The organism is Ascidiimonas meishanensis (assembly GCF_037782385.1).
GTDB lineage: Bacteria > Bacteroidota > Bacteroidia > Flavobacteriales > Flavobacteriaceae > Ascidiimonas > Ascidiimonas meishanensis.
Window position 1 is genome coordinate 46,788 of sequence record NZ_JBBEXD010000001.1, and the last position, 22,140, is coordinate 68,927.

The window sequence follows — 22,140 nt, forward strand, 5'->3', positions numbered from 1 at the left end:
GTTTTAAATAAACAATGCGGTTTTTTTATAGAAAACTGTTAATCAGTAAAACCATCAAAAAACCGGTTAATGCCAATAATGTAGTCATTACAGACCATGTTTTAAAAGTCTGTTTCTCCGTGAGATGTAAATATTGACCAACTAACCAAAATCCACTGTCATTTACATGTGAAAAAATGGAAGCACCAGAAGCAATGGCTATAACAAGACAAGCCAACGAAGCACCGTACAGGTCTGTTCCATGCAAAAGAGGCGCAACTAATCCCGCAGCTGTAATCATTGCTACAGTTGCAGACCCTTGAACTATTCTAACAATTGCAGCCGTGAGAAAGCCAAATACTAGAATTGGAAACTCAATTTCAATAAGGGAGGTAGCCAACATTTTACCGGCACCAGTATTGATAAGAACTTGTTTAAAAACACCCCCTGCACCAGTTAGTAAAATGATAGTTCCTGCCGGTTCAAACGACTTAGCTGAGATCTTCAGCATTTCATGATTTTTTATGCCTCTCAAAATTCCTAAACTATACCAAGCAATTAAGTTTGCGATTATTAATGCCACAAATGGATGACCAATTAATTGAATACTGTTTTTTATGTATTCGTTGGGAACCCCAATAAGATTGCTACTAACGAAAGTATTAAGCAAGATAAGAACGATAGGAATAACAATTATGGCAAATATGAGTCTGGCATCTGGTAATTCTTTTGTAACATTTCTCAAAATTTCAATGGGTGCTTCAATGTGTATTTTACTTGCGATATACTTTCCAAAAAACAAACCACTTACTAATACCGCTGGTAATCCAGCCATAAATCCTATCAAAATTACCCATCCCATATCTGCATCTACCAATTCTGCTACAGCAATAGGGCCAGGAGTTGGAGGAATAAATGCATGGGTGGCTGCAAGACCTGCTAATAGAGGTATTGCATATAACAGCAGCGATTTTTTTGTCTTACGTTGTATTGCATAAATTACTGGAATAAGAATAATAAAGGCAACATCAAAAAAAACAGGAATGGCAATTATAAAACCTGAGATCATTATTGCCAAAGGCGCTCTATTCATACCCATTCGTTGCATTAAATAGTTTGCTATAGCATTAGCTCCACCAGAATGCTCAAGAATTCCACCAAATATAGCACCTAATCCAACCACGGTAGCAACAAAGCCTAGTGTTCCTCCCATACCATCTGTGATTGTATTAACAATCTCATCTGATTCCAATCCTGCTAACAACCCTGTAATAATACTTGCAATAAGAAGCGCAATAAAGGCAGGGAGTTTTACCCGTAAAATTAATACGAGTAAAATTAGAATACCAATAATGATATTGGTAAGAAGTATAAAATCTATCATCCGGCTACTTGATTTTGCAGGTGACGTTTAATTTGCTGTACAATTTCATTTGGGGGTTTTTTAATAGAGATTGTAAATACATTTTTGGGTATCTCTAGAATTTCAAATTGCGACTTTAAAAGAGAGATAGGCATAAAATGACCTGTTCTTTGTTTCATTCTATCCTGAATTAATTCAAAAGAGCCTTCAAGAAAAACAAAGATAGTATTGTTGGTTATTTCCAAAGTGAGCAAATTTCTATAATTTTGCTTAAGCGCAGAGCAGGCAATAACACATCCTTTTTTTTTGATTTCTTGTTTTGCTAGCGCATTAATGGTCTCTAACCAACCACGGCGATCTTGATCATTTAAAGGAATACCTTGGCTCATTTTGTTCTTGTTGTCCATTGAATGATAATCATCTCCATCAAAAAACGGAATGTTTATTGCTTCACTTAAAAGTCTGCCAATAGTACTTTTCCCAGCACCTGAGACTCCTGTAATAAAAATGGCTTTACACATGGTTACGATTATACTTTTAGTCTTATTAAGACCTTAAGGAACTATATTTTCTTAGATATGTTATCTATAATTGTTTTGAAATCGGCATCATATTCTATCCACACTATACTAGAATCCTTTCTAAGCCAAGTGAGTTGTCTCTTTGCATACCTTCTTGTATTCTTCTTAATTTCCGAAACAGCAAACTCAAGGGGATAGATACCGTCTATGTAGTTAAATAGTTCTTTGTATCCTACGGTTTGTAAAGCATTCAAGTCTTTGTAAGGGTATAGTTTTACTACTTCTTCCAGAAGACCTTCTTTCATCATGAGATCTACTCTTAGATTAATCCGGTCATAGATAATGTTTCGAGGAGCATTTAAAGCCAAATTAACAGCTTGAAAGGCTCTAATTGTTTGTTTTTTCTTTAGAAAGGAAGAATATGGTTTTTGCGTTTGAATACTTACTTCTAAAGCTCTGATAATTCTTTGTGGATTATTTAAGTCTACTTTGCTGTAGTAATCGGGATCTACTTGTTTTAAGAGGTTTTGTAAATATGAAATACCTTTTTCAGTTAATTGAAGATTTAACTCTTCTCTAATAGAAGCATCTATTTCTGGAAATTCATCCATTCCTTCTAATATAGCTTTTATATACAATCCGCTCCCGCCTACAAGAATCAATACATTTTTGAGGCTAAAAAGTTCAGTGATTTTAGCAATTACTTCATTCTCATAATCTCCAACATTATAAGAATCATGAATACTTTTATGTTGAATAAAATGGTGGGGGACTGCCGCTAATTCTTCTTTGTTTGGAACTGCAGTTCCAATATTCATTTCCTTGTAAAATTGTCTTGAATCTGCAGATATAATTTCCGTGTCATAATGAGTTGCAAGTTTAATGGACAATGCAGTTTTACCAATAGCCGTAGGGCCATTTATTACGATTAATGTTTTTGGAGAAGGAGAGGAGTTCATACATTTACGGATTTAATTCTTCTCCGCATTTAAAACAGTATATAGCTTTGTCCATATGTCCTTCTGCTCCACAACAGGGACAATTTTGTGTATTGAGATGTATTTTTTTTTGATCATTGTGTTTAGCAAATTCCACCGTCACAATGCCAGTAGGTACCGCAATTATTCCATACCCTAAGATCATGATAATAGTAGCAATTGCCTGACCTAATGCAGTCTGTGGCGCAATATCTCCATAACCAACAGTAGTTAAGGTAACAATAGTCCAATAAATACTTCTTGGAATACTGGTAAAACCACTTTCATCACTTTCTATTAGATACATTGTTGTTCCCATTATTACTGATAATACCAGCACTGTATAAATGAAAACTGCAATTTTGGCCTTGCTTGCTTTTAATGCTTTAGATAATTGAGAAGCTTCACCCAAAAAACGAACTAATTTAAGAATCCTAAAAATTCTCAATAATCTAAAAGCCCTAACGGCAAGTAATACTTGCGAGCCTGCAAAAAAATAAGAAATATATAAAGGAATTGTAGAAAGCAAATCTATGATACCATAGAAGCTAAAAATATAATTCCAAGATTTTTTAATACTTATAATACGGGCAATATATTCTATCGTAAAAAATATGGTAATAACCCATTCAGCAGTTACTAAAAAGCTATGGTATTTGATATCAATATCACGAACGCTTTCTAGCATTACTATGATTATACTAATAATAATGATGAAAAAGAGTAAAACGTCAAATGCTTTCCCCAAAGGAGTATCCGCTTCATAAATTATTTCATGAAGTTTTTGTTTCCATTTATTAGAAGATGAATCGATACGGTTTATTTTATGTTTAAAAGTACTTATTTTTTATCAAGAAATGCAAGCTTATATTTGCATAATTACGTTTGTGTAATGATGTATTGTTATTAGAATTGAAAAAGTGTACAAATAGCCATGTGAGTTAACGGGTTTACCTTAGAAGTTAAAGTTCAGAATACCAGTTGTTATTGCAATTCAATAATCTTTTGAACTCTTCTTTTGCGAATGTAAGATTGAATAATATGAGTTAACTCTGCATTGTTTTGAATTGAAGTAATCATGTTTTTAAGAATTTCTGGATTACTAATCTGGTGATTAAGATCATAAAAGCCAAATCCTTGAAATTTGTTATTTTCAATTAAAATAGCACTCCTTTCATGTACTTCCCGACCACGGTCTACAATAATCATATTTTTGAAAGGATATGTGAACTTAATAATTGCTTTTTCAACACGTTCATTATATGCTTCTTTAGATTCTTCTCCAACACAAATACCTTTACATTTATTGATTTCATTATTATAACATCCTTTTTTGGCTTGTGAAAGACCAATGTATTTATGACAAAGTGTAAATTCTTCTGCCATTTTATAAAGTACATTATTTGCTTCATGAATATTAGTAAAAGTCAAAGATGGTTTACTTTGTCTATCTGTTTTTTTTATGTGTAGGTTAATTAAACCGCTCTCATCAATATGTTTGAATAAACCTATATTAAATTTCCTTCTCTTTCTGTGAAAATTGAGCATGGGTTTATTAATTCTTAATTCTTCGTACTCTTTAAGCAGCGAAACTAATTCATTACCGGTTTCTTCATAAGTAACGGCATGCACTAAATTTTGAATCCTTTTGGATTTATTGTCTGAAGATGTAAAATGTTTGTTTACTTTTCTTTTAATATTTTTGCTTTTACCAATATAAATAATTTCTCCATCTTCATTATGGATGTAAAATACACCAGTAGCTGAAGGAAGTTGTTCTACAATATCTAATAGCTTAGGCTGTAACTGAGTTTCTATTTCGGTTATGACCGATTCTTTAATGATTTTCTTCTCTTTATCTTTTGAAAGCAATAATTTAAAGAGCTTAACTGTTGCCATAGCATCACCATTTGCTCGATGACGATCACTTACAGGGATGCCAAGAGATCTAACTAGTTTACCAAGACTATAAGAGTCTTTTCCGGGTAACAATTTTTTAGAGAGCTCAACTGTACATAAAGTTTTTCGTTGATAATCAAATCCGAGTCTTTTAAACTCGGTTCGTAAAATACGATTATCAAAATTTGCATTGTGAGCCACTAAAATACAATCGTCTGTAATTTCAACAATACGTTTGGCAATTTCATAAAATTTAGGAGCATTACGAAGCATATGATTATTAATACCTGTAAGTTTTGCCACAAAAGCCTGTATTTCCTTTTCAGGGTTTACCAGACTTATAAATTTATCCGTTACTTTATGACCGTCATATCGGTAGATTGCAATTTCTGTGATTCCCTCTTCATTATACTTACCACCGGTGGTTTCTATGTCTACTATTGCGTACACGAATTGATTTTAAGATAACTAGTTTCGTGCTCCAAAGATACTACTTCCTATTCTAACCATACTACTTCCGCAAGCAATAGCTATTTGGTAGTCTCCGCTCATCCCCATAGAAAGTATCTCTGGCTTATATTGCTTATGGTTTGAATATTTTTGTTTAATAAGGTCAAATAAATTTTTAAGCTCATTAAACTCCTTTTTAATTTGATGCTGGTCTTTAGTGAATGTAGCCATCCCCATTAAACCAGAGATACAAATATGATGCATTTCTGAAACTTCCGCAGATTCTAATAATTCAAATAACTCCTTTTGATCTAAGCCAAATTTGGTTTCTTCTTCAGCGATGTGAATTTGTAAAAGGCATTTAATAATTCTATTGTGAGAAGCGGCTTTTTTATTGATTTCTTTTAAAAGCTTTAAGCTATCTACCCCGTGAATTAAGGAAACATATGGAGCCATATACTTCACCTTATTTCTCTGAACATGCCCTATCATATGCCACTCTATATCCTTTGGCATTTGTTCCCATTTTTCGGTCATCTCCTGCACTTTGTTTTCTCCAAAAATACGTTGACCTGCCTCATATGCTTCCATCAATAACTCCACTGGTTTTGTTTTGGATACTGCTACCAATTGCACATTAGGAGGTAAGGTGGCTTTTATTTGATTTAGATTTTTTTTAATACTCATAATTTTTAATTTACCACATAAGTATATCCAGTTTCACTAGAATTCATAAATAGTGAATCCGCTTCTAAGTTTAGGTTCTATATAGGTGCTTTTAGGAGGCATTTGTAATCCTTCATCTGCAATTTTTTTCATTTCAGACACATTAACTGGTACCATACTAAAACCTACAGCAAACTTTTTTCGGTCAATTAGATCCTTCATTTGCAATATGTTATTCTTACCATATCCGTATTCAATTCTGCTATCATTGCGTAAATCTTTAACTCCTAAAATTGGTTCTAAGATGGTTTTATATAAAATCTGAGTGTCTAATTCACTTAATGAATCCGTAAATTCATATAAGGGTTTCCTTAAATACAAAGAATAGAATTCGCCATCCAAGTACATACTGAAATGATGTTTTTTGGAAGGCTTATAGAGTTGAAGACCTCTGTTCTCAATCCTAAAATATTTATCCAATTCCATTAGAAAACGTTCTTTGGTAAAACCGTTTAAATCACTAACCATTCTATTAAACTCAAATATTTTAAGATTAGATTCAGAGATCAAATAACTCATAAAAAAATTATAAGGTTCTTCTCCTGTGTGATTTGAATTTTCATTCTTAAGATCTTCAGCTAGTAAAAATGATGAAGCACATCTATGATGCCCATCTGCTATATAAAGTGAAGAAAGTTTTTCAAAACTCAATTGTAACGCATGAATATCTTCTTCCTCATGAATCATCCAGAGTGTATGTTTGATACGATCTTTGGAAGTATAATTATATGTAGGGTTTGTATTCTTAATCTTAGCTATAATAATTTCAATTTCTGGTTGTTCAGGATAGGTAAGTAATACAGGTTCTGCATTGAATCCTACTGTTTTAAGATACTCTTTGAAAATTTGCTCCCTGTTCTGTAGAGTGTTTTCGTGTTTTTTGATGATATCATTTTCATAATCTTTACAATCTGCACCTGCTAGAATGCCACAAAATACAGTGTGCCTCGTCTGCATTTGGTATAAATAAAAACAAGGTTTTTCGTCGGTTACAAATACTTTTTCCTCTTTGAACTCTCTATACCTATTCTTTACTAATGAAAATCGCTCCGAACCAGAAACCTCCTGATGAAATTTAAAACCGGGATTGATTATATGTAAAAATGAGAACGGATTGAACATCAATTCGCTATTTAGTTCTTCATCTGAATAGTCTTCGTAAGATCTTGACGGAACTAAAGCCACTTTATCATCACTTGGCCTTACTGCTTTAAATGGTACTATTTTGGCCATATTAGTAAATCCTTAAGGTGTTGTTTTTATTAAACAAATTGGGCAGACACTTTTTCTGCTTTGCGACTTTCGGAATAATCATAGAAACCTTCTCCAGATTTCACTCCATATTTACCAGCTCTCACCATGTTTACTAGGAGAGGACAAGGTGCATATTTAGGGTTCTTAAATCCATCATAAAGGACTTCCAAAATAGAAAGGCATACGTCAAGACCTATAAAGTCTGCTAATTGTAACGGCCCCATTGGGTGAGCCATTCCTAATTTCATAACCGTATCTATTTCATCTACTCCAGCAACACCATTATAGAGTGTTTCAATGGCTTCATTTATCATTGGCATCAATATTCTATTAGCTACAAATCCTGGGTAGTCGTTTACAATAACAGGCACCTTATTTAATTCCTTCGATAACGAAACTATTTGCTGAGTAACTTCATCTGAAGTAGAATACCCTTTGATAATTTCAACCAATTTCATCAAGGGTACAGGATTCATAAAATGCATCCCAATAACTTGATTTGGTCTATTAGTTACCGCAGCAATTTTAGTAATGGATATAGACGAAGTATTAGTTGCCAAAATGGTCTCTTTTGGGCACAACTCATCCAATTGTTTGAAAATAGTTAGTTTAAGCTCCACATTCTCTGTAGCGGCTTCTACAACCAATCCAACATTTGCTACACCTTCCTCAAGACTGGTATGTGTGGTAATGTTTGTAAGGGTTTCTATTTTGATAGTTTCTGAAATACTGCCTTTAGCAATCATTCTATCAAGATTCTTTGTAATAACAGCGATCCCTTTTTTTAAAGAAGATTCAGAAATATCAATTAACTGAACCTTAAAACCAAATTGAGCAAAAGTATGTGCAATTCCATTACCCATAGTACCTGCTCCAATAACGGCTATGTTTTTCATATTACATTTAATTTATTATAAACCTATTGGATGTTTTTCCGTAGGAATAATTATTGTAAAAGCTTTCCAATACGCACATTAGAGCATGCTAATAATTTCGTGTGCAATTTTGAGTGCTTCGGTTCCTTGCGTAAGTGTAACCACAGGAGTTGTGTCATTTTCAATAGCATCAGCAAAACTATTCAACTCATCCAAAATAGCATTATTAGCAATAATCTTAGGATTCTCAAAATAAATTTGCTTCTTTACACCTTCCGCGTTTTGTAAGATCAACGCAAACTCATCTGGTGTTTTTGGCGCATCTTTCATTTTAACTACTTCCACATTTTTATCCAAAAAATCTACAGATATGTAAGCATCTTTCTGGAAGAACCTAGATTTACGCATGTTTTTTAAGGAAATTCTACTAGCAGTTAGATTTGCTACACATCCGTTTTCAAATTCTAATCTTGCATTTGCTATATCAGGAGAGTTACTTATTACTGAAACACCACTAGCCTGAATATTTTTAATCTTAGCGTCAACCACGCTGAGAATAATATCGATATCATGAATCATTAGATCTAACACAACAGGTACATCTGTGCCTCTAGGATTGAATTCTGCAAGACGATGTGTTTCTATAAACATAGGATTTTGCACTTTTTCCTTTACAGCGGTAAATGCCGGATTAAACCTTTCTACATGCCCAACCTGACCTTTGACATTATTTTCCTTGGCCAACTTAATTATTTGTGCTGCCTCATCTAGGGTATTAGCGATGGGTTTTTCAATAAAAACATGTTTTCCTCCCAGAATAACTTTTTCAGCACATTCAAAATGTGAAAGGGTGGGCGTTACAATATCCACCATATCTACAGCTTTTATTAAATCTTCAAGTATCGGGAAGTGCGTATATCCAGACTCTTTAACTACTTTTTGCGCATTTTTTAGATCAGGATCATAAAACCCTATAAGTTCATATTTTTCAGATTGTTGTAAGAGCCTTAGATGAATCTTCCCAAGGTGGCCCGCACCTAATACGCCAGCTTTTAACATAAGTATGTTGTTTTGTGCAAAAATAAGATTATTGAAGCATTCTTCCATAGAAATTGTTTAATAAAAACAGTAGCCCATATTGTGTAATTTATTGAACAAATCTTCTAGGGTAACTGAGTATAATGTGTATTTTTGGATTACCAAACTTTACTCGAATTGAAAGACTCTTTTAAGCACAAAGGCTTACGTAATAAGCTAGTTTCGATTTTATTAGACAAAGGCATTACTGATGAAAATGTTCTTAAAGCTATCAATAGAATACCTAGACATTTATTTATGGATAGTAGCTTTGAAGACCATGCCTATCAAGATAAAGCATTTCCTATTGGAGCAGGGCAAACCATTTCACAACCATATACAGTAGCCTATCAAACCCAACTTTTAGAAGTAAATAAAAATACTGCCATTTTAGAGGTTGGCACTGGAAGCGGATATCAAACTGCTGTACTTATAGAAATGGGAGCCAAGGTATATTCTATAGAAAGGCAAGGTGAATTGTACAAGAAAACAAGTGCTTTTTTACCTAAATTAGGCTACAGACCAAAGAAAATAATTTTTGGAGATGGATATAAGGGGTATAAGGAAGCCGCTCCTTATGATGGCATCATAGTGACAGCAGGAGCACCTTTGGTGCCAAAACCTTTATTGGCACAACTAAAAATAGGGGGGAGACTAGTGATTCCTGTTGGAATCAAAGAGCAGGTAATGACTTTGTATGTTAGAACTTCAGAAAAAGAATTTCAAAAAACTGAATTTGGGAATTTTAGATTTGTTCCGCTACTAAATGACAAAAATTAGTTGAAAATATCTATAACTTTCAAACCAAAAATAACTCCATCACCTTGAAATCCGTTTTGATAAGAACGCACATAATCCATACGGAACCATCTAAATTTGCCCCAACCAATATTATCCATTCCAATAGAATACTCTGAATACGGTTTATTATTTTTAGTGCCAAGAGTATGAGCTCCTAAAACTAAATTGAAATTAAGTTGACGTAAACCTGGGATCTTTCCTAGAATATACCCTTGAAAATTGTGCTCTGCATGTGCTTCTAGATAAGAGCTGTTTGTGCTTAGAGCATAATAGGGTAATAGATTAAAACGATTGGTATAATCACTTTCAGTACCAATTCTGGTTTGGTTACCATTGAAATGTTGAAAATCAGGAAAACTGATATTATTTGCACTAAAAAAAGTACCTGCTTTTAGATTATATACGAATCTACCCTTATTCGCAATATTAAAATTTTGAGTAATACGAGCTCTCAGTTGAGAAAAATTATTTATAGTATTATTTGATGCCAAACCTGCTTCATAAGCAAGATATAGGGAAGGATAATCATCATTAATTAAATTGTATTTAGCATTTGGATAGCTAAGATACTTTTGTCCAAAACGAATTCTCGCCGTTATGGAGGCTTTCACGATAGTATGCGCCTCAAAAGCAGGAATAAAAAAACTTTCAGGGAGTAAAGGATTATTAGATGTAAAATCATCGTTGAATTCTGAATTGAATAATGGTTTTCTATCTTCATAGCTCAGATTGGTAAAAAACCTTAAACCATTGAAAAATTCTTCTGAATAAGAAAAAGTAATATAAGTTTTCTCATAAGCTTTCAGAAAGTTATTATTGAAAGCAATACTAGCAATGGTATTAATACTAGGGGAGATAGGATTTGATGGATTAAACTGCTGTAATTTACTCCCGCCTTCTATTATTAGTAAAGGTTTTGTGAAATTATTTAGCTTATAGGATATACGCCCGCTTGCTCTTAATCTTTTATCTGAAAAACCATAGTTAAGGTCTGTATTAATTCTCAACCAGCTTCCTTTCTCTTCATTGTTTTTAAAATAAGTAATTCCAGCTGTTGAATTCCATCCTTGAATAGAATTGTATTGCGTTGCAAATAGCGGAGCATTAAATGTAAGTTGCCAATCTTTATAAGAGTTTTTATAGGTGTAGCCAAAAAAGAAGTTGGTAGCTTTAAATCTGTTGTTTTTCTGATCTAAGGAGTCTAGGTATTTTTTTGATTTCCGAATAGTTTTAATACTGTCTTTCACCGAGTAATCAGTTGCCTCTTCATTAGTTAAAGGTACGGGGCGCACTTTACTCCAAAAATCATCCTCTTTTTTATTGGCGCTTTTTTCAAACGAAACTATCTCATTGGTAAAAAACGTAGTGTCAAAATCAGGATTGAAATTATAATTATTGTATACCGCAGTAAACCTACCATTTCCCTTAATTCCAAAAATACCAAACGCTACATCAAAAGTTTGAGAAATAAGAGCCCATAAGGTGTCTTTTTCAGAATATGAATAATTTAGTTTTAGAACTATCTTTTCAACGGCAGGTAACTGTAACTGTTCTCCTGTTAAAGCGAATTCTACCGCATACAACGCCCATTGATCTTTAACTATGTATAAAAATCCTTCTCCAACGCGGTCTTTAGGCCTTTTTGGCGTTGCTTTGATCTTATAAATGAGATTGTTGAGATCATCATAAAATGTACTTTCCAATCTGTAGGTATAATAATTAAATGCGTAATCTGAAATAGGAGAGATTAAAGATGTATTAAATTCAATAGTATTTTGATAAAAGCTAAAATTAACATCTGAAGCATTATTAAAGCTAAAGGCATTATCATTACCGCTTACCTTAGAGGCCATTATTTTTTCCTTAAATAAAGAAGGTGCTTTTCTAAAAATTTTAGATTTCGTTTCAGAAAGATAAATAACACCACTTCGGGTAGAATCTAAGCCTCCTCCAAAATCTCCTAAATTTTGACCTAAAATTCTTTCTGGTGCATCCTTAAGTCTATATATACCTCTTGAATAAAAATCACTCGTATAGGTATCTGTTTTTTGAAGATTTTTTTTTCGAAATGAAATAACCTTTTTTATAATATCATTTGCAGGATTGTCTTTAGCATTAATTGTAACTTCATTAAGGAGCATATTTTCAGGAACCATTTTCACATTAAGTTCAAGAGGAAATTGATCCACTTTTATCTTTTTTCGAACAGTTTTATATCCTAAATATTGAAAAACAATCATATAGTCGTTCTCTTTTTCTACCTGAAGTTCGTAAAGACCATTTTCGTTAGACGTAGTGCCTATATAGGTATCTAAAATATATATGTTTACAAAAGGTAAGGCAACTCCTTGATCATTGGTTACAATTCCTTTTACCTGCCCATTAACTAAAAAACAGCAAAAAAATAGCAACAAGAATAAGAATCTAAAGCTTTTTGTCATCTCTACTTAATTATTTTAATGGATACGTCTTATTAATTTTTAAGAACAAAAAAGAAATTTAGAGGAAAGACTCTATGTTGAAGAGGTAATTATTTATAGGCTTTTTTTATCCGGTCTAAATTTCGTTTATTATCCCGGTCTTTAATCACTTCACGCTTGTCATAAAGTTTTTTCCCTTTTGCTAATGCAATTTCTAGTTTTGCAAATCCTCTATCATTAATAAATAATCTTAAAGGAACAATAGTATTACCAGAATTAGTAACTTCTTTATGAAGCTTCTTAAGCTCTCTTTTCTGTAAAAGTAATTTTCTTTCACTTCGAGGTTTATGATTGTGTAAATTACCATGAGAATACTCTTGAATATACATATTAATAGCAAAAAGTTCACCTTGCTCATTAAACTCACAAAAGCTTTCAGCAATAGAGGCCTTACTCATTCTTATGGATTTGATTTCGGTACCAGTTAAAACTATTCCCGCTATGTATTTATCCAGAATTTCATATTCAAATCTGGCTTTTTTATTTGTAATATTGATATTTTTCTGTACCATAAGTCCACAAAAGTACTAACATTTGTATTATGCACAATCAACAAATCCTTATTAAGAGGGTTTTAAGAAATATTTATCAAAGTTTGTATAATTTTACACGTGAAAAACCAAGATTATGAAATTAAGAACACTTCGCTATGCATTGGTCATATTACTCATTTTTTCATGCAATAAAAACCAGCAAGAACGGGTGATTACAGATCCACAGATAATTGTAGACAAGGCCATAGATGCATCTGGCTCTAAAAATCTCAATGGTAAAGAAGTTTGTTTTGATTTTAGAGGGAGAGAATACATTTCTGTTCATAATGATTGGCGTTACAGACTGGAACGAATTACTATAGATTCTACTAAAATCATTAAAGATGTGCTTTCAAATACAGGTTTTTCAAGATTTTTGAATGATGAAATTGTAAAATTACCAGACACACTGGAATCCAAATTAGGAAATTCTGTAAATTCTGTACATTATTTTGCGTATCTGCCATACGGATTGAACGACAAAGCTGCTAAAAAAACGTTTTTAGAAGAAACCGTTATTAAAGAAACTCCCTATTATTTATTAAAGGTGACTTTTAATGAGGAGAACGGAGGAGATGATTTTGATGATGTCTTTTTATATTGGATTCACAAAAAAACATTTAAAGTAGACTACCTAGCGTACAAATTTCATGTAAACGGAGGAGGCTTAAGGTTTAGAGAAGCATTTAACCAAAGAACTATAGATGGTATTAGATTTGTGGACTATAAAAACTATAAACCCTCTAATCCCAAAACTACTTTATACGATCTAGAGGAAGCTTTTAAAAACGGAGAGTTAATACTTTTATCTGAGATAGAACTCGAAAATATTTATGTACAACCCTGTAACCAATGTTAATTAACAGACAACCTGATGCTTGATGCAATATCACGCACAATGGTAACTATATATAAACCTGCATTATCAGAATCATCCATAGCTTCATAAGTATCTTTCCCAATTAATTTATTTGCAAAATCAGGCGTTGTATTACTATGCCCAACGATTAATACAACCTTACCTTTTGTTTGTTTTTTAAATTCTTCAATATCTAATTCAAACGGATCGTATAAAAGTATCACTTTATTTTGTCGAAGGGAGGTAGGTGCTGCAGTTTGACGGGTACGATTATAATCCGTCGAATAAATCACATCAAATGATACATCTTTAAATGTTTCTGCCCATTCAAGTGCTCTTGCCAATCCTTCTTGCTTCAAATTTGGATTTTTGTTGTCTTGATCTGAGCGATCTTTCTCAGCATGTCTTATGAGATAATAGGTTGTTGTATTATCTTCTTTACCATCCTGTGCAATACTTGGAATGGTAGTTATCAGTGCGGAAAAAAGCAAAAGGAGTTTTTTCATGATGTTAAAATCCGTTTTTATGTTAATTATCAAAGATAAAGGATTCTTGAAAATGTAAAATGTTAAGAAAACTAAATTTAGAATCTTTTATATTATCCAGAAAAAGTTACAATTTCAACACTATTAGAAGTTCCAAGTCTGTCTGCCCCATTTTTAATTAAAAGCTGTGCCGTGTTAAAATCTCTAATGCCTCCTGAGGCTTTTATTTTTGCCTGCCCTTGTAATGCTTTCTTCATCAATCTAATGTCTGCTAATGTGGCACCTCCACTTCCAAAGCCTGTAGAAGTTTTTACGAAATCAGCACCTGCCTCCACACATAAATCACAGGCAATTCTCTTCTCTTCATCTGTTAAATAACAATTTTCTATGATTACCTTTAAAACATTTGATCCTAGCAGTTGTTTCATTTGAATAAGCTCCTTTTTAAGGTCTTGATATTTTCCATCTTTTAAATAACCCACATTGAGTACCGTATCTATTTCTGCTGCACCGTGTTTTATTGCGAGTTCGGTTTCATATATTTTTGCTTTACTCTGCATAGCTCCTAACGGAAAACCTACTACAGAACAAACTGCTATTTCTGATTCAGAAAGCTGTTCTTTTGCAAACAAAACATAACAACTATTTATGCATATGGAGAAGAATTCGTGCTTTTTAGCCTCTTTACACAGTTGTAAAACGTCTTTTTCGGTGGCAAAAGGCTTTAAAAAAGTATGATCTATGTAAGAATTAACCTTCATTTTGAATATTTTTTGAAATTTCTCTAAAGTGTCGAAACATCGATGAAATAACGGATTTTTACGTTGAAATACACTATTTCACTATTTTTTTAAAGAATTTTATGTTCAAAAAGTTTGTTTAGAACCTTTTTTTATATAATTTAGACCATGAAGATACAACTAAAAAAAAGCGTATGATATAAGATTACTTTCTTCATTTATTGTTGCCCTAAAAACCCTTATAAAAACCGTTTTTATTTTAACCCCAAGAATAAAAATTATGAAACAAAGCCTACTCCGAACAGTATGCTATTTAATATACTGTTTAACCTTATGTAACATTTCGTTTGTCGCTGCTCAGCGACTCAATGCTCCTGATCTCTCTTTTACCTATGCTTGCGTAAAAGATAATTTTAATAGCTTTAATACTATTGTTAGTTTTGAAGAGCGTATTTTTAATTCAGATAATTCATTTATTCTTGAATTATCGGATGCCAATGGAGACTTCAATAATCCATCTGTTCTTAAAACGATTAATGATCAAAATTACTCATTTGCCTTTGAAACCACTTTTGCTTTGCCATTAGATATTTCGGGGGAAGGTTATATGTTAAGAGTAAGAGCTACTTCACCAGAAATGGTAGGTCCAGCGTCCCAAGCTTTTCATGCATTTTATGTGCCGGAAGCAACACTCGTATTAAATAATTATACAGATGTAGCCATCTGCGGGGGTAACACGGCTACCATAAGTCTAAATCAGGAGGTAGCAGCTTCTTATATATGGTATAGAAATGGTAATTTTTACAAAGAAGGTGGCTCTAGTATAAATGTAAGTTCTTCTGGAGATTACTATGCAGAGCCTTATTATGGAGATTGTACTGGCAGTATTTATTCAAATATTATTAATGTTAGTTTTGGAGATGAGTTAAGTGCAGCCATAGTAGGGAGTGATGTTGTGGAGTCTTGCGAAGGAACTACACATATATTTAAAGCTTCAATAACTGATTCCTCATTAGAATATCAATGGTTCCTAGATGGAAATAGAATTGAAAATCTTCCAAATTATGCACCAGAATTAGCTGTAGATGTTAATCAGGGTTCTTATGGTGATTATACTTTAAAACTTATTAATGTTGGGGGATGTGAGGCGATATCACAAGAAGTTAGGTTGCAACCTAAGACTACTTCTGAAACGATTTCTGCTGTAAGTCCTTTAGAAAATATTTTGTTGGACGGACAATCAACAGTTTTGAAGATAGCTACTTCTAGCACCAATCCAAGGATTACTTGGTATAAAGATGAACAATTATTGAATAATGGTGGTACTTTTGAACTTAATGTGTCACAGCCTGGTGCATATTTTGCTAGGGTTACTGCTGCTGGTTCTTGTACCGGTATTATTGAATCCCCAGTTTTTACTGTAATGCAGCCAGTAAGCTTTACGGCAGCTATTGCACATGCTAATAATTATGAAACCTGTTTTAATACTAAAACTTCACTAGAATTGCAAAGTATTATTGCTATTGCTGAAAATGGACTTGAGGTACGAGTTTCTGAAAACCTATATACTGAATTCAATTTGAATTGGAAAAAGAACGGAACGGCAATTAATCATTCACAGTCTATACTTTCTTTGAACTCTTATAATGAAAATGGGGACTATAAACTTGAGGCTTCCTACGGAGATATTCAATTCACAACAAATACCCTAAGTGTACAATTAGGTATTCCAGAAAACGACATCATTTCAGATACTGATTTTATTTGTTCCAATAATGGCGCAGCAAATTTTTCTATCACAAATTATAACGGCGCAGTTTACAATTGGTATTTAGGTGAGAAATTAATTCGCACCTCTAACGAGTCTACTTTTACCGCAACGGAAGCAGGAAGCTACTCTGTAGAAACTATCTACAAAGGATGTGCTGTTTTCTCTGATTATTTTGAATTAAAACCATTTGGAGAAGATGTAGTAGAAATTTTTCCATCTCAACAAGTATATATTCAAACGGGAGGTTCAGAAAATGTGTTCGCAAAAGGAGCTGATTCTTATCAATGGATTGATAGTAAGGGAATGGTGGTTTCAACTTCAAACTCCTTTATCGCTATGGAAGAAGGCACTTTTTATTTAGTTGCTCAAAAAGATGGTTGTGAAATCCGCAAAGAAGTTACCGTAGCAATTTCAGATGTTACAGAGGTTCCCAATATCATTACACCAAACCAAGATAATATTAATGATAAATGGGTACTTCCTGCTAAGTTTGTAAATGACCCCGATATTGAAGTAATGATATGTGACACATACGGAAAACCCGTTCTCAAAACTAAAGCATACCAAAATAATTGGCCAATGAATACAGCATCTGTTAAATATGAAGCTTCTATTTATTATTACAATATTCATAAAAATGGTGAATCACTAAAAAAAGGATCAATTACAGTTGTTAATAGATAAAATAATCTACGTGCTTTTTAGATGATAAAAAAAATATCTTTTTTCATATTCGTATTACTCTACGGACTCTTGCAAGCGCAACAGTCCGTTTTGCCTGTTGATTGGCGCCAGCATAACTTAGCAAAGTATAATGATAATGTTTTTAATCCAGCATTATCATTTGTGCGTAATGAACAAATGAATCTGAGTCTATGGGGACGCATTCAATGGGTGAATGTAGAAGATTCACCACGAACCTATTTTATTAACTATAGTGGAAAGGCTGGAGAAAAATCAGGCGCAGGCTTGGCATTATTTCAACATAATATTGGACTTTTTACAGATTCAGGTTTAATGGCGAATTATGCAAGAGGAATTCAACTTGCACGAGAGTCATGGCTTACTTTTGGTATTAATATTATAGCATTTAAAAGAGGATTAAACGAGGCTAATTTTATCACACCACAACCAGACCCATCAATACTGGAAGGAAAAGATGACTTTATTTTGGCTTTAATGCCAGGAATTAATCTTACACTGGATAGATTTAATATAGGAATTACATCAGAAAACTTATTTGATTATAATCTTTCTAGTTCTGGACAGCAGACTGATTTTGGAGATAAAATTTTTTTAGGATATAGTAGTTATGATTTTAAAGTAGGGCAAAATTCAAGCAGCTGGAAAAATTCAATACTACGAACAACTATTTATGCAAAAACAATTCCTAATCAGGATTTACAATATGGTCTAGGCGCATTAATGGACGTTCCAGAATATGGGTGGATTCAAGCCGGTTACAATAATTTTTATGGCATTTCTGGTGGTTTAGGTGCTAAGGTGTCAAAAGGGATTGCCGTAGGGTTCTTAATAGAAACCGGAACTAGAAATACCAATCAGGCATTTGGTGCTACCTATGAGATAACTGCTGCCATAGAATTTGGAAATGTAAAAGGTACAGATGAACAATTGGTGTTCAAGGAAGGTCCTAAACCAGTTAGACGAAGAAAAGTTACCTCTGAGGAAGAAAATCAGAGCCTTGAAATAATTCAAAATAAGGAAGTTTCCAAGAATGAAGAAATCAAAGAAGTAACCGCCCAAGTTTCCAATAAAGAAACAGATAAGGTTGAGACTTCAAAACCAGCAATAATTTCTGAGGAGAACCTAGCAAAGGAAAGTTTAAAAGTGCCCCCTAAAAGAAGTAGACGCAGAGTTGTTGTTTCTAATGAAGAAGAAGAAGTTGTTGTTTTAGGGAATAAAAAAGAATCTACGCCAACAGGTGTTTTAAAGACTAGTTTGCAGGATGATGTAAATAATGATAACATTCCAGATAACGCTAATAAAAGTGTTGAGAATGTGGTTACTGATGTACTAAGTGAAAAAAACAAAGACACGCTCAACTTTGACAATATTCAACAAATGGAAATCAAACAATTGGAATCTTATGCAATTGATAAAAATACAGATAGGAATGTTTTAAACGCTTTATTCAAGGAACAAGTAGAAAATACTCGATACAAAGTAGTTGAGAGAATTGAAGGAGTTGAATATGGTTTTTATTTGGTTGTAAATGTGTTTGCGCAAAAGAAGTATTTTGATTTGTTTATGAGGCTTCTAAGTGCTCAAAGCCTAGATCCTAAGTCGTTTTATAACCCAGATAACAATTACTATTATGTTTATCTGAAGAAATATGATAAACTTTCAGAAGCAGAACAAGACAGACGTTCTTCTTACAATGGCTCGTACACGGGAGAAACATGGATTTTATGGGTGCGAGCAAACTAAGTATTTAGAGATTTAATTTTTGTGTAATTTGTAGTAGTACTTTTACAACTCATTGTTTTTTCTTTACTTCGCTTCATGATAAGAAATATTTTGAGTCTCTTTATATTTTTTGGAAGTCTAAGTTTGCTAGGACAGGAAAGTAATACCCCTAGAGATTTAAGGCAACACAATCTAGGTAACTTCAACTCTAACATCTTAAATCCTGCATTTTCATATGCCCGCAATGAAAACCCTACGGCCTTGTTTTGGGGAAGAAGCCAATGGACAGATTTAGAATTCTCACCAGAAACCTATTTTATAAATTATTCTCAAAGAATTAATGATTATTCTGCTGCTGGTCTGGGTGGTTTTTTGCATGATACAGGTATTTATGAAACTGGTGGTTTTATTGGTAATTATGCATATTCATTTGATGTGGGTAGAGAATCCCAGATTACTATAGGACTCAATATTATAGGTTCTATACGCAAACTTCAGAAGTTTTTCTTTACCAGAGAAGAATACGAAGCTTTACCTAAAGAACAAAGAGAAAATTTTACTCTTGCAGCCATGCCAGGTATTGTGTTTACATCTGGCAATCTCACATTAGGAGTGGTTTCAGAAAACCTCGTTGATTATAACCTTACTAATTCAGAAGCTGTCTCTGATGATAAAATTTTCACAGGGCACGCCGGGTATCAGTTTGATTTTGATTCTTCAAGTACGTTGTTTGAGGGAGGAAGTCTAAAAACATTAGCTTATATAAAAAATATACCCAATTTTGAAACACAATACGGAGGTAGTATTTTGCTAGATATTTCTCATGGTTGGATGCAGGCAGGATATAATAATTTTTATGGTCCTGCTATAGGTCTTGGCGCAAAAATTAATAAGCTAAGAATAGGCGGTATAATAGAATTACCTAATGCGGAATCTGACGAAAACCTAGGTACTACATTTGAAGTATTTCTAGCTTGGAATTTTGGTGATCCGAAGGAAAACAATAAAGGATTTGCTGGTCCGGTAAAGAAAAAGAAGCCTAAGAAGAAAGTAATTATTCAAAAAGAAGTAACCGTAACTGAAGATGCTTTAAGTGAAAATAATAAGAAATCAGATTCATTATCGTCTACTATAACCAAAATTGATGATCATTATTCTACTGTTGAAAAAATAGAGGGCGTAGCCCCTGGTTTTTACTTAATTGTAAATGTGTATAGCACACAAAAATATTTTGAATCATTTATGGCAAAACTCAAGAAGCAAGGGCTTACCCCTAAATACTTTGTTAATGAAGCAAACAATTACTATTATGTGTATTTGGAAAAGTATGATACTTTTAAAGCTGCATCTGCTGCCAGAATAAGTAACTATAATGGCAAATACAAAGGATCTTCCTGGATTTTTAACATACAGAAATAAAGATACAGGCAATAAGGATAAAAGTTCTTCTCAATTGTTTACTGGATAGCTTAAGCCCACATTAAATGCTTAAAACCTATGGGTTGAACCTTAGGAAGTATCTCAGAATTCACAAAAGATGTCTATAAAATGATTCTATAGCTTTTGGCTCTTTAATGTTAAAAGTTCTACTTATCTATTTTTAATTCATATGCTAAAAAAACAATGAATTGAGAATCATTAAATACCACTTTTAGAACAAAATGATCCATAGTAAGGTACCATTCTTAGTTACAAACCATTACAGAAACCTCATACGTATATGCTTATTGAAGCTTTATAATTAATTTAGCATTGGAATTTTTATAGTATTTCTACTTTGAAGTCTTTAGTGGTAGGGATATTACGTATAATTTCTTGTATTCTTTCTTCTGGTTGAATCAGTTTTCGCTTTGAAAGATCTAAAAAGCCCCCTTCTACCCTTAAAATACATGCTAAAGTTTGATCTTGTTTACGAACATTATGTTGAATGCCCCAACGTGAAAAATCTCTAGAAAGAAAGAAACATTGGCAATCCAAAGTAATGGTTTCATCCAAAAGAACCTCCCTCATGTATTCACAAGATGATCTTAAAATTACAGGACCGTATCCAGAAGTAATGAATTTATGAAATGGATAGCCATGTTCTCTGAAGTATGCGATACGTGTTTGATCTCCAAAGTCTAGGTATACTGAGTTACGGAGATGCATGTAAGGGTCTACATCAGACCATTTAATGGTGAAAGAAGTTTTAAAATAATTCATATAATACTGAAAGGTATATTTTTAAAAGAAAAACTATATTTTAAGTTGCGTAATTATTAATTTGTCTATTACATCCATCATCTCTTTTAGGTAACTTGTATTTTCCATTATTGTAGCTGAAAATACAGCGCCTTCAATCATGGTAAATAATTGTCTGCTATATCTTTCTGAATTTATATAAGGTTTTATCTCGGCCTTTACTTTACCTTCTGTAATAATATCTTCTATGATTTTTTGAAGCTTCACAACAACCAATTGCACCCTTTCCTGAAGATGCACATTTTGATTTTTAGTATCCACACCCACATTCAAAACAGGGCATCCCCCAAAATCCTTTGTATAATCTGCATAAAACCTATAAAAATTAGTAAGAACAAAAAGTTTTTGTAGAGGAGAGGAAGTCGCTTCTAATCTGTTTGTTATTTTAGTTAGTAGCTTTTCAATATTATAATTAAAAGCCAGAATTGCAAGCTCTTCTTTATTTTTAAAATTACCATAAATAGCACCTTTGGTCAAACCAGTAGCTTCGGTAAGATCACTTAAACTTGTAGCAGCATATCCCTTTCTATTGAAAATGGGAGCAACCGTTTCTATAATATAGGTACTAGTTCTTTCTGCTTTTGTACTCATTATAAGTAATTGATTCTCAAATATAACAAAAATATCATACTTATCGGTATTTATAATTACTTTCAAATAAGCATAGCAAATAATGGCTATG

General features: G+C 32.9%; 20 protein-coding genes. 5 read left to right on the plus strand and 15 right to left on the minus strand.

The features are described from left to right. Positions 1 to 25 precede the first annotated feature (25 nt). From WBG07_RS00235 to WBG07_RS00275, 9 genes are all read right to left on the minus strand, one after another. Positions 26 to 1,363, minus strand: a complete 1,338-nt coding sequence (locus WBG07_RS00235; protein ID WP_340198457.1) for a GntP family permease — start codon at positions 1,361 to 1,363, stop codon at positions 26 to 28. After that, positions 1,360 to 1,863 (minus strand): gluconokinase, encoded by a 504-nt coding sequence (locus WBG07_RS00240; RefSeq protein WP_340198458.1) that lies wholly within the window; start codon positions 1,861 to 1,863, stop codon positions 1,360 to 1,362. The genes WBG07_RS00235 and WBG07_RS00240 overlap by 4 nt, the downstream gene beginning before the upstream one ends. Positions 1,864 to 1,904: 41 nt before the next feature. Continuing rightward, positions 1,905 to 2,822 carry a tRNA (adenosine(37)-N6)-dimethylallyltransferase MiaA gene (gene miaA, locus WBG07_RS00245; protein WP_340198459.1) on the minus strand — a complete coding sequence of 306 codons (918 nt, stop codon included), beginning with the start codon at positions 2,820 to 2,822 and terminating at the stop codon, positions 1,905 to 1,907. 4 nt (positions 2,823 to 2,826) lie between these two features. Then, entirely contained in the window at positions 2,827 to 3,654 is an 828-nt protein-coding gene (locus tag WBG07_RS00250) for an ion transporter (RefSeq protein ID WP_340199312.1), read from the minus strand. Positions 3,655 to 3,824: 170 nt separating this feature from the next. Then, on the minus strand, positions 3,825 to 5,189 hold the full coding sequence (locus WBG07_RS00255) for an exonuclease domain-containing protein (protein ID WP_340198461.1): 1,365 nt from the start codon (positions 5,187 to 5,189) through the stop codon (positions 3,825 to 3,827). An 18-nt stretch (positions 5,190 to 5,207) separates the two neighbouring features. Then, a complete protein-coding gene (locus WBG07_RS00260) occupies positions 5,208 to 5,876 on the minus strand; it encodes a YggS family pyridoxal phosphate-dependent enzyme (protein ID WP_340198462.1) in 669 nt (222 codons plus the stop codon). A 36-nt stretch (positions 5,877 to 5,912) separates the two neighbouring features. Further along, a complete protein-coding gene (locus WBG07_RS00265; protein ID WP_340198463.1) occupies positions 5,913 to 7,148 on the minus strand; it encodes a DUF1015 domain-containing protein in 1,236 nt (411 codons plus the stop codon). Between the two features lie 29 nt (positions 7,149 to 7,177). Next, complete coding sequence (locus WBG07_RS00270) at positions 7,178 to 8,065, minus strand: 3-hydroxyacyl-CoA dehydrogenase family protein (protein WP_340198464.1); 888 nt, start codon at positions 8,063 to 8,065, stop codon at positions 7,178 to 7,180. 78 nt (positions 8,066 to 8,143) lie between these two features. Then, a complete protein-coding gene (locus WBG07_RS00275) occupies positions 8,144 to 9,103 on the minus strand; it encodes a Gfo/Idh/MocA family protein (RefSeq protein WP_340199313.1) in 960 nt (319 codons plus the stop codon). Positions 9,104 to 9,259: 156 nt separating this feature from the next. Here WBG07_RS00275 and WBG07_RS00280 point away from each other — a divergent pair, with 156 nt between their 5' ends. Then, complete coding sequence (locus tag WBG07_RS00280) at positions 9,260 to 9,901, plus strand: protein-L-isoaspartate(D-aspartate) O-methyltransferase (protein WP_340198465.1); 642 nt, start codon at positions 9,260 to 9,262, stop codon at positions 9,899 to 9,901. Here the strand turns inward: WBG07_RS00280 and WBG07_RS00285 are convergent. Further along, positions 9,898 to 12,363, minus strand: a complete 2,466-nt coding sequence (locus WBG07_RS00285) for a DUF5686 and carboxypeptidase regulatory-like domain-containing protein (protein WP_340198466.1) — start codon at positions 12,361 to 12,363, stop codon at positions 9,898 to 9,900. The genes WBG07_RS00280 and WBG07_RS00285 overlap by 4 nt on opposite strands. 89 nt (positions 12,364 to 12,452) lie before the next feature. Further along, the gene (gene smpB / locus WBG07_RS00290; protein WP_340198467.1) at positions 12,453 to 12,914 is read right to left on the minus strand and encodes an SsrA-binding protein SmpB; all 462 of its coding nucleotides are present in this window, start codon (positions 12,912 to 12,914) and stop codon (positions 12,453 to 12,455) included. A gap of 115 nt (positions 12,915 to 13,029) precedes the next feature. On the opposite strand from smpB, the gene WBG07_RS00295 reads away from it, so the two are divergent. Continuing rightward, complete coding sequence (locus WBG07_RS00295; protein WP_340198468.1) at positions 13,030 to 13,794, plus strand: DUF6503 family protein; 765 nt, start codon at positions 13,030 to 13,032, stop codon at positions 13,792 to 13,794. Here WBG07_RS00295 and WBG07_RS00300 read toward each other — a convergent pair. Together WBG07_RS00300 and deoC are read right to left on the minus strand one after the other, a co-directional pair. After that, positions 13,791 to 14,300 carry a SixA phosphatase family protein gene (locus WBG07_RS00300; RefSeq protein ID WP_340198469.1) on the minus strand — a complete coding sequence of 170 codons (510 nt, stop codon included), beginning with the start codon at positions 14,298 to 14,300 and terminating at the stop codon, positions 13,791 to 13,793. The genes WBG07_RS00295 and WBG07_RS00300 overlap by 4 nt on opposite strands. 92 nt (positions 14,301 to 14,392) lie before the next feature. Beyond that, on the minus strand, positions 14,393 to 15,040 hold the full coding sequence (gene deoC / locus WBG07_RS00305) for a deoxyribose-phosphate aldolase (RefSeq protein WP_340198470.1): 648 nt from the start codon (positions 15,038 to 15,040) through the stop codon (positions 14,393 to 14,395). A gap of 259 nt (positions 15,041 to 15,299) precedes the next feature. Between deoC and WBG07_RS00310 the strand changes: the two genes are divergently transcribed. From WBG07_RS00310 to WBG07_RS00320, 3 genes are all read left to right on the plus strand, one after another. Then, positions 15,300 to 17,474, plus strand: a complete 2,175-nt coding sequence (locus WBG07_RS00310; RefSeq protein WP_340198471.1) for a T9SS type B sorting domain-containing protein — start codon at positions 15,300 to 15,302, stop codon at positions 17,472 to 17,474. A 21-nt stretch (positions 17,475 to 17,495) separates the two neighbouring features. Then, on the plus strand, positions 17,496 to 19,238 hold the full coding sequence (locus tag WBG07_RS00315; protein WP_340198472.1) for a PorP/SprF family type IX secretion system membrane protein: 1,743 nt from the start codon (positions 17,496 to 17,498) through the stop codon (positions 19,236 to 19,238). A 75-nt stretch (positions 19,239 to 19,313) separates the two neighbouring features. Continuing rightward, a complete protein-coding gene (locus WBG07_RS00320) occupies positions 19,314 to 20,636 on the plus strand; it encodes a PorP/SprF family type IX secretion system membrane protein (RefSeq protein ID WP_340198473.1) in 1,323 nt (440 codons plus the stop codon). Between the two features lie 342 nt (positions 20,637 to 20,978). Here WBG07_RS00320 and WBG07_RS00325 read toward each other — a convergent pair whose 3' ends face one another. After that, positions 20,979 to 21,419: an acyl-CoA thioesterase gene (locus WBG07_RS00325; RefSeq protein ID WP_340198474.1), complete on the minus strand. Its 441-nt coding sequence runs from the start codon at positions 21,417 to 21,419 to the stop codon at positions 20,979 to 20,981. Positions 21,420 to 21,452: 33 nt separating this feature from the next. Beyond that, positions 21,453 to 22,049 (minus strand): TetR/AcrR family transcriptional regulator, encoded by a 597-nt coding sequence (locus WBG07_RS00330; RefSeq protein WP_340198475.1) that lies wholly within the window; start codon positions 22,047 to 22,049, stop codon positions 21,453 to 21,455. Positions 22,050 to 22,140: the final 91 nt, after the last annotated feature.